The 9,585-nt window shown below is 58.9% G+C and carries 8 protein-coding genes; 2 read left to right on the top strand and 6 right to left on the bottom strand.

The annotated features are described in order from the left end of the window. The first annotated feature begins 508 nt into the window (after positions 1–508). A complete protein-coding gene (locus tag ACQ4V8_RS14960) occupies positions 509–1,888 on the top strand; it encodes a sodium-dependent transporter (RefSeq protein ID WP_010394012.1) in 1,380 nt (459 codons plus the stop codon). Positions 1,889–1,968: 80 nt separating this feature from the next. On the opposite strand, the gene ACQ4V8_RS14955 is transcribed toward ACQ4V8_RS14960, so the two are convergent. From ACQ4V8_RS14955 to ACQ4V8_RS14930, 6 genes are all read right to left on the bottom strand, one after another. After that, entirely contained in the window at positions 1,969–2,769 is an 801-nt protein-coding gene (locus tag ACQ4V8_RS14955) for an N-acetylmuramoyl-L-alanine amidase (protein ID WP_010394009.1), read from the bottom strand. A 30-nt stretch (positions 2,770–2,799) separates the two neighbouring features. Beyond that, complete coding sequence (locus ACQ4V8_RS14950) at positions 2,800–3,747, bottom strand: N-acetylglucosamine kinase (RefSeq protein ID WP_050855851.1); 948 nt, start codon at positions 3,745–3,747, stop codon at positions 2,800–2,802. A 73-nt stretch (positions 3,748–3,820) separates the two neighbouring features. Beyond that, on the bottom strand, positions 3,821–5,503 hold the full coding sequence (locus tag ACQ4V8_RS14945) for a glycoside hydrolase family 10-like protein (protein WP_010394004.1): 1,683 nt from the start codon (positions 5,501–5,503) through the stop codon (positions 3,821–3,823). 90 nt (positions 5,504–5,593) lie between these two features. Further along, positions 5,594–6,892, bottom strand: coding sequence for an MFS transporter (locus ACQ4V8_RS14940; protein ID WP_010394003.1), 1,299 nt, complete (start codon positions 6,890–6,892; stop codon positions 5,594–5,596). Positions 6,893–6,937: 45 nt separating this feature from the next. Beyond that, entirely contained in the window at positions 6,938–7,819 is an 882-nt protein-coding gene (locus ACQ4V8_RS14935; RefSeq protein WP_010394001.1) for an N-acetylmuramic acid 6-phosphate etherase, read from the bottom strand. 125 nt (positions 7,820–7,944) lie between these two features. Then, positions 7,945–8,685 (bottom strand): GntR family transcriptional regulator, encoded by a 741-nt coding sequence (locus tag ACQ4V8_RS14930; RefSeq protein WP_436571744.1) that lies wholly within the window; start codon positions 8,683–8,685, stop codon positions 7,945–7,947. Between the two features lie 413 nt (positions 8,686–9,098). On the opposite strand from ACQ4V8_RS14930, the gene ACQ4V8_RS14925 reads away from it, so the two are divergent. After that, the gene (locus ACQ4V8_RS14925) at positions 9,099–9,548 is read left to right on the top strand and encodes a YchJ family protein (RefSeq protein WP_010393997.1); all 450 of its coding nucleotides are present in this window, start codon (positions 9,099–9,101) and stop codon (positions 9,546–9,548) included. Positions 9,549–9,585 lie beyond the last annotated feature (37 nt).

Here is a 9,585-nt window from a genome sequence, read left to right as displayed (position 1 = left end):
TTACCGGCACCATCATTGCTGATGGGTCGCTCACTCAAAAAACTGACAGGCCACTACTTTCGTAGCGCCTATTTCATTATTTCTTGTGAACATTTGATATTTTAAGTTTTACAGCGACCCGAAGATCGCTGCTGCACTTACATCAAATGCCCACACTTATCGACTGTTAATTGTTAAAGAACGTATTCGGCACTACTTATTTACCACTCTCGCGCTATCGACAAAGCGTTGTGTTTGTCAGCTGCGAAGAAGAAAGAGTATGAAGCATTTTACTAAATCCGTCAACTCCGTTTTTCAGCGCATTGCGCTAAAAAACTTTTTACTACCCAGCCCCTGAAGGCTGTCCCTTTGTGCCGCAAACTAGTGCGTCTCATTGGGGAGGCGAACTATAGCAAAGCCCCCCTGTAGAAGCAAGGGTTTTCCGGGACTTTTGCATTCAACTGCTACAATTTCACCCCCTTCGCGCCAAACGGCGCTTGCCTACATATAGAACCATAGAAGATTCACCATGAAACAACAAGCTCAAGGATCAGGCCTGACCCTGAAACGAGCTGGCTTTACCACTGGCTTCGGCGTACTCGCCGCCACCCTCGGCTCGGCAGTCGGTCTCGGCAACATCTGGAAGTTTCCCTATCTTACGGGCGCGAATGGCGGTGCCGGCTTTCTGCTCATCTATTTACTCGCCACCTTATTCGTAGGCCTGCCCGTGATGATCGCGGAAATCACTCTGGGGCGCCGGGCCAAGGTCAATCCCATCTCCACCATGGAACAGCTGGCACCGAAAGGCAAGCCCTGGTGGCTGCTTGGCGTGATCGGCATGGTGGCCGCCTTTCTGATCGTCGCGTTTTACTCAGAAGTCGTAGGCTGGGTGTTTGCGTATATCGCCAAGGCCATCGACGGCTCTATCCTCAGCAGCGATAAGCTGGTGACGGAAGCGGCCTTCGCCTCACTAATTAGCAATCCCCTGCAATCGCTATTCTGGCAATGGGGCGTGCTGCTGTTTATCGGTGGCATATTGATGCTGGGTGTGACCAAAGGTATCGAGGCGATCGCCAAGAAACTGATGCCCTTGCTATTTCTGTTACTACTGCTGCTATGCGCGGTCAGCCTGTCGCTCGATAAAGCAGGCGAGGGCCTGGCCTTTCTGTTCCGTCCTGATTTTTCCAAGCTGACGGCCCCCGTCGTACTGACGGCCATGGGCCTGGCCTTCTTCAAATTGTCCGTCGGCATGGGTACGATGATGACCTACGGCAGCTATTTCCGCGATGACCAGAATATCCCCGTCACAACCCTGCGCGTAATGGCCGCCGACCTAGGTGTATCGATGCTGGCCGGTATCGCTATCTTCCCCGCCGTGTTTACGTTTGGCTTCACACCCAGTGCGGGACCGTCGCTGGTGTTCATCACCATCCCAGCCGTGTTCTCGCAAATTCCAATGGGGCAAGCGCTGATGGTGGTGTTCTTCATCCTGGCCGCCGTAGCCGCTACGGGGGCGATGCTATCGCTGATGGAAGTGCCCGTGGTGATTTTCCATGAACGCTTCGGCTGGACGCGCAGCAAAGCCACGGTCGTGACCATGCTGTTGCTGGCCGCGCTAGGCTCGGTGTGCGCCCTGAGTAACAGCACTCTGGCAGACTTCAAGCTGTTTAACTTGACTATGTTTGATCTGTTCGACTTCGTCTCGTCGAATATTTTCCTGCCCGTTGGTGGCATCGGGATTGCCTTGTTTACAGGCTGGGCCTGGGGCAAGCACCATTTTATCGATGCGATCAGCAATCACGGCCAGTTGCAGAACAAGGCCCTGGCACATGGACTGCTGTTCCTGCTGCGCTTTGTCTCGCCCGTGCTGATCCTGATCGTGATGCTGAAAGGCTTACAAGTGTTCTAACTACTTGAGTTACTACCGCACCCGGGTACAAGCGTTCATTTAAATCATCAATGCCCGTACCCGCCGCTGGAACAGCCGTGCTACTTTGCTACAACAGCTGGCGCCGGTGTCGTCAGCACTTCCAGCAGGGCCGCCGTTTCGGCATCCGGGCTGCCATCAAACAATGTGTTGCGGTATTTCATCTGGAAGGCGATCAGCACATTGCGCGTCGCTTCGTCGAAGATGCCCGTATTCGGCGTCGCATAGCCGTGCTGGGCCAGCTTTTTCTGGAACCAGACGGCGTCCGGCAGTTGCTGCTCAAAAATAAGGCGCTGCGCGGCAACACGGTTAGCATCGGGCCAGACGATCAAGCCTGCATCGGCTAGCTGGCGCCATGGAAACAGCGGACCCGGGTCTTGCTTGCGCTGCGGGGCGATTTCATTGTGGCCCAGGATATTTTCCGGCGCGATGTTGTAACGCGCCTGTATGTCTTTTAGCAACGGAATCAGTTCATCGATCTGTGCCTGCGGGAACGGGTACCAAACACGCCCTTCCGGCGTGTCCTTGTAGCCGGGGTTGACGATCTCGATGCCGATCGAGCTAACATTCAACTGTGTATAAGTCTTCCAGTTACTCACACCCGCGTGGTTGGCCTGGCGCGATTCGTCCACCAGCACGTAAAACTTTGGCTTGTCCGTGTCGGTCAGCAAATAATGGCTGCTGACCACTTGTTCCGTCAGGATCTTGATCGAACGCGGCAAGTTGCTGACCGTGTAATGGATGACAATGAATTTCACGCGCGGGCTCTGGCCACGCGCCGTCAGACTACGGTCGAGGTGCGGCGCCGGCGTGGTACAGGCGGAGAGCAGGGCCACCAGCAAGGCGAGGGCGATTTTTTTCATGCAAAATCCATGTTCGGGTTAGTAAAATAGTCAGTCTTTGTCGGCATACAAGCTGGCTGTCCTGACTGCCAGCCTGGCAGCAGCCTCATGAGAACGGGCAACTTTTTGCTCCAGCATCAACGCTACCGGCAAAGCGGCGCGCATGCCCGCCGCGATGGCTGGGTGCAATTGTGCCGCACGCCCCGCCAGCACCACAGGACGGGCGCCGTAGCGCGCCGTCAGGGCCAGGGCCAAGCGCGCCAACTCCTGCCCCGCACGCTGCAAGATGTCCAGCGCCAGCGGGTCGGTATCGGCACTGGCGGCCACGGCCAGCGCCAGCCGGCCAATGGCGCCGCGCTCCTGGCCATACATGAAGGCGCGCGACAGCGACCACTCACTGCCGCCCAGTTGCGCAAACACGGCTTCGGCCATGGGCGAACTTTGCCAGCTGCCGGGCGCCTCGTCTTCGCGGCGCCAGATATGGCGCAAGGCTTCACGCGCGATCCAGTAACCACCACCGCCATCGTCGAGCAACACGCCGCGCCCGCCCGCGCGGTGAAACGCGCCATCGGCATCGATCCAGGCAGCAATCGAACCGGTGCCCGCGTAGACCAGATAACCTTGGCCCGGTTCAAAACTGTCGCGGTAGGCAATCTCGATATCGTTGCCCACGCTGATCTTGCCGGCGTCCAGCGCCAGCAGAGTGGCCAGCATTTGCACCAGCACAACATCGTCGCCGCCAAAGCCCGTCAAACCCGCCACCACGGCACGCGGCTGGCCGACCGTCAGCACGGCTTGGCACAGCCGGGCAAACGTGGCGTACACGGCTGCACGGCCAGCATCGCTGTTCATTTTTAAGGCAGACAAGCCTTCCACGACACCGTCGGCCACGATGACGCCATCCACGCTAGCCAAAGCCCAGCGCGTCTGCGTACCGCCCGCGTCGATGCCCAGGCCCAGCACGGGCGCCGCATCATTGGCAGTAGGAAAGGAAATCATGGCATAAGTGTAAAGCCAAGTAGCGCTTGCAGGCATGAAAGCTTGCGCATTTTTCATGCCTGCAGCTTATGGACTAGGGCTGTACGGTCAAGAATGACTTGGCGGGGCCGGCAAACGGGCCGCGCACGGTAACGCGTGCGCTTTCATTGCCAAGCCGGTCCACGGCGCTCACCACCACCGCGTTGACTTTACTGGTGGCATCATCAACCAGGGTCAACTCGCCCTGCACGCCGGTGACCACCGTGAAGCGCCAGTCTTCGCCATAGCGGGCCCAGACGGCATACTGGGCCACGGGTTTGCCGCCGCCCGCCGTCAGTTTGACGTTCAGACTGCTGGAATCGCGGCGCAAGGCCAGCACCGGCGTACCCGGTGCTTCCTTGCCCAGCCATGGCGTGGCGGGAATCAGAGCAGGGCTTTGATACACGGTCGCCTTGAGTTGCTCGCTGACACCCTTGCGGTTCTGCATCAGGGGCACCATGCTGAAATGCACTTGCCCATTCGCGCCGGGGCGCGTGCGCGTCACTTCGATCTGCTGGATGATCTCTTGCGGCGTAAAGGACTTGGCGGAATTGTCGATGCGGCTAGTATATAAACCGGGCCACACGTGGCGGCCATAGGGATTTTGCGCAAGCCAGTAGTCGAGCAGCACGCCAAACGCTTGTGGCGCCTGCGCCACGGGCCAATACAGCTGCGGCGACAGATAATCGAGCCAGCCCTTGGCCAGCCACAGTTCGGCATCCGCATACAATTTATCGTACTGGCTGAAGCCGACAATACCGGCCGGACGGCGATCCGGACGGCCGATGCCAAATGGGCTGATGCCGAAGCGCACCCAACTCTTCTCGCGATGGATACCGGTGTACAGGGCTTCGATCAGCTGGTTGACGTTCTGGCGGCGCCAGGAAGAGCGGTCCAGCTGGCCACCGGCCAGCAGATATCGCTGCCAGGAAGGCTCATCAGGAAACGGCAATTCGCGCTTGACGCCGCCATTGCCCGCATCCAGCGCGGCCGCCTCGGCTCCCGCACCGGCGCCAGGCGCGTCGATCGGATACGGATAAAAGTAATCGTCGATGTGCACGCCGTCGATATCGTAGCGGCGCACCACGTCCAGCACCACGTCCGTCGTGTGCTTGGAAGCGGCGGCATCACCGGGATCCATCCACAGGTAGCGCCCGTATTGCTTGACGGACGCCGGATTGGTGGAAGCGAAACTGTCGCGTGCCAGCGGCGACTTGGCTGTCGCGTGACGGGCGCGATAAGGGTTGAACCAGGCGTGCAATTCCAGGCCGCGCGCATGCGCCTGGGCCACCCAGAAAGCCAACGGGTCATACATGGGCAGCGGCGGCTGGCCTTGCTTGCCGGTCAGGTATTCCGACCACGGTTCCAGTTGCGACGGGTAAATCGTGTCGGCGCTGGGCCGTACCTGCAACACAATCGCATTCAGATTCAAGGACTTGGCGCGATCGAGGATGGCGATCGCCTCGGCTTGCTGCTTGGCCACCGGCAAATTGCTGCGACTGGGCCAATCGATATTGGCGACCGTCGACACCCAGGCGGCGCGAAACTCGCGCGGCGCCGGCGGCGGCACTTCGCCCGTAATGTGCTGCACCGGCGGCACGGCCGGCAAACCCGCTTCGCCCGGCGTCACTGCGGAGGGCATCTTGGTGCTGGTACAGCTGCTGAGCAATGTGGCGGTGGCCAGCGCAGCGAGCACGCCAGCCGTGGCGCCCAGACGTTTTTTGAAAGTAGACAACAAAACAATTCCTTGCAATGGTGGAGCGCAGGTGTATCGGTGGCGCATTTTACTGTGCGCCCGTCATCCTTGCGGGCGCACCGTTCAAAAGAATCAGGCGGCGGCTTTCTTGCCGAATGCGGGATCGATCTTGACCAGCGCGGCCATGATGAAGGCAGGAATGGTGGCGATGCAGACCCAGATAAAGAAATGTTGGTAACCGAGCATTTGCTGAATCCAGCCGCTGGCCATGCCAGGCAGCATCATGCCCAGGGCCATGAAACCCGTGCAGATGGCGTAATGGGCCGTTTTATGCGCGCCATCGGAAACCATGATCATGTACAACATATACGAAGCAAAACCGAAGCCATAGCCAAATTGCTCAAGTGCAATGCCAGCGGCGATCACATAAATGCTGCTGGGCAAGGCGCTGGCCAGGTAGACGAAGACCAGGTCGGGCAAGTGGACGGACAGCACCATGATCCACAGGCAACGTTTCAAGCCAAAGCGGGAAATGATGAACCCTCCCAGCAATCCACCCAGGGTTAGCGCAATCACGCCGATGGTGCCGTAGACCAGGCCCACCTGTTCCGTGCTCAGGCCCAGGCCGCCCTTGGCAACGGGGTCGAGCAGGAAGGGGGCGGCCAGCTTCAACAGCTGCGCTTCACCGAGACGGAACAGCAGTAAAAATCCCAGAATGACGAAAATATCCTTCTTCTTGAAGAAGGCAGCAAAGGTGGCGAGGAACTCTTGCAAAGGAGAAATACCGGCGTCCAAGATGCTGGCATGGTCGTCCTTGGGCTTCGGCAAGACAAAATAGTGATACAGGAAGAGGGCGATGAAGAGGCCCGCCAAAATCGCAAAGACAACGGACCAGGCCAGCTGCACATTGCCTGTCGCATGCGTCAGGTAGCCGGCCAGAAACACCAGGCCGCCCTGGCCAGCGATCATGGCCAATCGATAAAACGTGCTGCGCACGCCGACGAAGGCCGCTTGCTGGTGTTCTTCCAGGCCCAGCATGTAAAAGCCGTCGGCGGCAATATCATGCGTGGCGGAACTAAAGGCCATCAGCCAGAAGATGGCTAGGCTGATCTGGAAAAAATGCGGCAGCGAGGTCGTCAGGGCCACCAGCGCCAGCGCGGCGCCGATCAGCAGCTGCAAGCCGACGATCCAAAAGCGTTTGCTACGGTACATGTCAATGAAGGGCGACCACAGGGGCTTGATCACCCACGGCAAGTACAGCCAGCTGGTATACAGCGCGATATCCGTATTGGAAAAACCATAGTTCTTGTACATGATCACGGACAAGGTCATGACCACCACATAGGGGATGCCCTGGCCGAAATACAGGGAGGGGATCCATAGCCACGGCTTGTTTGCGCGCGCCGGAATGGTTTGTTGCACTAGCTCCATACATCCTTCTTTGTCTCCCAGACAGAAGAATGCTGCGCCCTCAGCTCAAGCCGCCAGTGCCGCCCGCACACTGCCGTCCGCGCCGGCCAACAATGCCTGTGCCTGGTCTGTATTGATTTTTTTGATCAAGGCAACAATCGCCACCTTGACGTGATAGTGGCATTGCTCCAGCACGCTCCTGGCCTGCGCCTCGCTAGCGCCGGTGGCATGCATGGTCAGACGCACCGCCCGCCAGATCAGCTTGGCGTTGGTCGGCTTCAAGTCTACCATCAAGTTTCCGTAAGTTTTATGCAAACCCACCATCAGGGCGCTGGAAATCGTGTTCAGGGTGATTTTTTGCGCCGTGCCCGCTTTCAAACGCGTGCTGCCGGAAATGACTTCCGCGCCCGTGTCGAGCACGATGCCGCATTGCGCCTCGTGTGCCACTGGAGCGCCCTGATTGTTGGCAATGCCGATGCTCAAGGCGCCAGCCTTGCGCGCGGCCAGTAGCGCACCCAGCACGTAGGGCGTGGCGCCGGAGGCGGCCAGCAGGATCACGACATCGTTGGCTTGCGGCTGCAGGGCCAGCAAGTCCCGCTCGCCTTGTTGCAGATCATCTTCCGCTCCTTCGACGGCCGCAAACATGGCACCCGCGCCGCCGGCCAGGATGCCGACAGCGCGCTCGGGTGGCCAGGAAAACGTGGGATTGAGTTCAACGCTGTCGAGTACGCCAAGGCGGCCCGAGGTGCCCGCGCCCACATATAGCAGACGCCCACCAGCGGCGATGCGGGGCAGGGCGGCTGTGATGGCTGCCGCGATTTGTGGTGACGCCAGCCGCACGGCTTCGACAGCCCAGAACTGGTCATCGACCAGCGCCGCCACCAGTTGCGCCACCGGGTACAGATCCAGATCCGGATGCCGCCGGCTCGGGGTTTCAGTTTTCAACATGATGTCAGAACATGCGTGAAGATGACACCAGTGTAGTACCGATGTGCAAGATCGGCCATGAAAGCTTGGCGTGCCGGCACAACGGGAGCTTATGGATGGCAACAGAATCGTCGCAGGCAGCCTTGTTACGGCGCGCGACGCATTTCTGCGACGAAATCGTAATGATCGCTGCGGCAATACGAATGCGTGAGTTCCACCGCTTCACCCGATTCCAGGTAGGCGATGCGCGTAATAAATAGCACGGCTTGGCCATCGGGGATGCCCAGTTGCATGGCCAACACGGCCGTCGCATTCATGGCGCGGATGTGCTGCAAGGCACGCACGGGGGCCTTCTTGATGCTGCTCAAGTACTCGTACAGCGAATCGCCCACGGCGGCGGGGTCCGACACCACGCTAAATGGCAGCACGCTCACCTCATACGCCATCACCACGTCGTCGGCCAGGCGCAGGCGCTCCAGGCGCGCCACTTTCGTGTTCTGCGCCAGGCCCAGGCTCAGCTGTTCATCGCTGCTGGCGATGACGACATCGCGCTTGAGCCAACGCGAACCGGGGCGGTAGCCACGCTGCTGCAGCTGCTCGGAAAAACTCGACAGGTTCGATAGCGGCTGCTCGATACGCGGGGCAATATAGTTGCCCGAACCACGGCGGCGCACGACGAGGCCTTGCTCGACGAGCTGGTCGATGGCCTTGCGGGCAGTCACGCGCGATACGTCAAGCAGTTCGGATAGGCTACGTTCAGAGGGCAGGGCTTGGTCTACCTGATAGCGGCCGTTGCGTACGTCATCGCTCAGCTTGCGGGCGATCTGCATATATAAAGGCGAATTGTCATTTAAATCGACCTTGAGTTCTACGCTGGTCTGGCTCATACAGTTCTCCTTGTCCTCCTAGTGTAATAGCGATGGCGCTTGCGCGTAGCCCGTCCACCCATGAATCGATGGAAAATAGCGATAAATAACGGATATACGCTTAAAAAAACAATGTTTTACCGTGGGTATAGCTTTGTACCATAGATAAACAAGCAATTTTCATTGGCGCAGCAAACCATCTCCTCCTATGCTGGCAAGGCCTCCATTGGCCCTAACACAGGGAGAGAGGATGAATAAAATGCGGGGATTTCGGGGTTTGCTATTGCTCAACACAAGCTGGGCCACACTGGCCAGACCACAGTGGCCGCCCCGGCAACGGTGCCGATGCAATCGGCAGGACGAACAGCAGCGCCGCTGCCATATGACGGATAATTGCGGAACTTTCCCTCTTTTCCATTCCTTATTGCCAGCGCATGCCCACACCCTTGAACTCTGCCGCCTGCCCCTGTGGCGGTGCCTCCTACGCCAGTTGCTGCGGCCCGTATATCGCGGGCGATGCCTTGCCGCCCACGGCCGAAGCCCTGATGCGCTCACGCTACACGGCGTTTACCTTGCGCGACGAGGCATATCTGCGCGCCAGCTGGCATGCCAGCACCTGTCCTGGCGAAGCTTTATTTGCCGATGAAGAAAAAGTCCAGTGGCTGGGACTTGAGGTAAAATCTGCTTTACGTTTACGTCAACGTAAAGCAATATCAGCAGATCAAGCCGAAGAGATACACCGCGACAGCGTGGAATTCGTGGCCCGCTACAAGGTTAACGGCCGCGCGCACCGCCTGCATGAAGTGAGCCGCTTCGTGCGCGAAGCAGACAAGAGCGGCGGCGCCCTGCGCTGGTTTTATCTCGACGGCAGTTTTCCCGAATAGCGCGACCCGAGAGACCGGGCGATCATAAAAAGGAACC

It is taken from the genome of Janthinobacterium paucivorans, from assembly GCF_051380805.1.
Lineage (GTDB): Bacteria > Pseudomonadota > Gammaproteobacteria > Burkholderiales > Burkholderiaceae_D > Janthinobacterium > Janthinobacterium lividum_D.
This window is presented reverse-complemented; position numbering and strand designations above follow the sequence as displayed.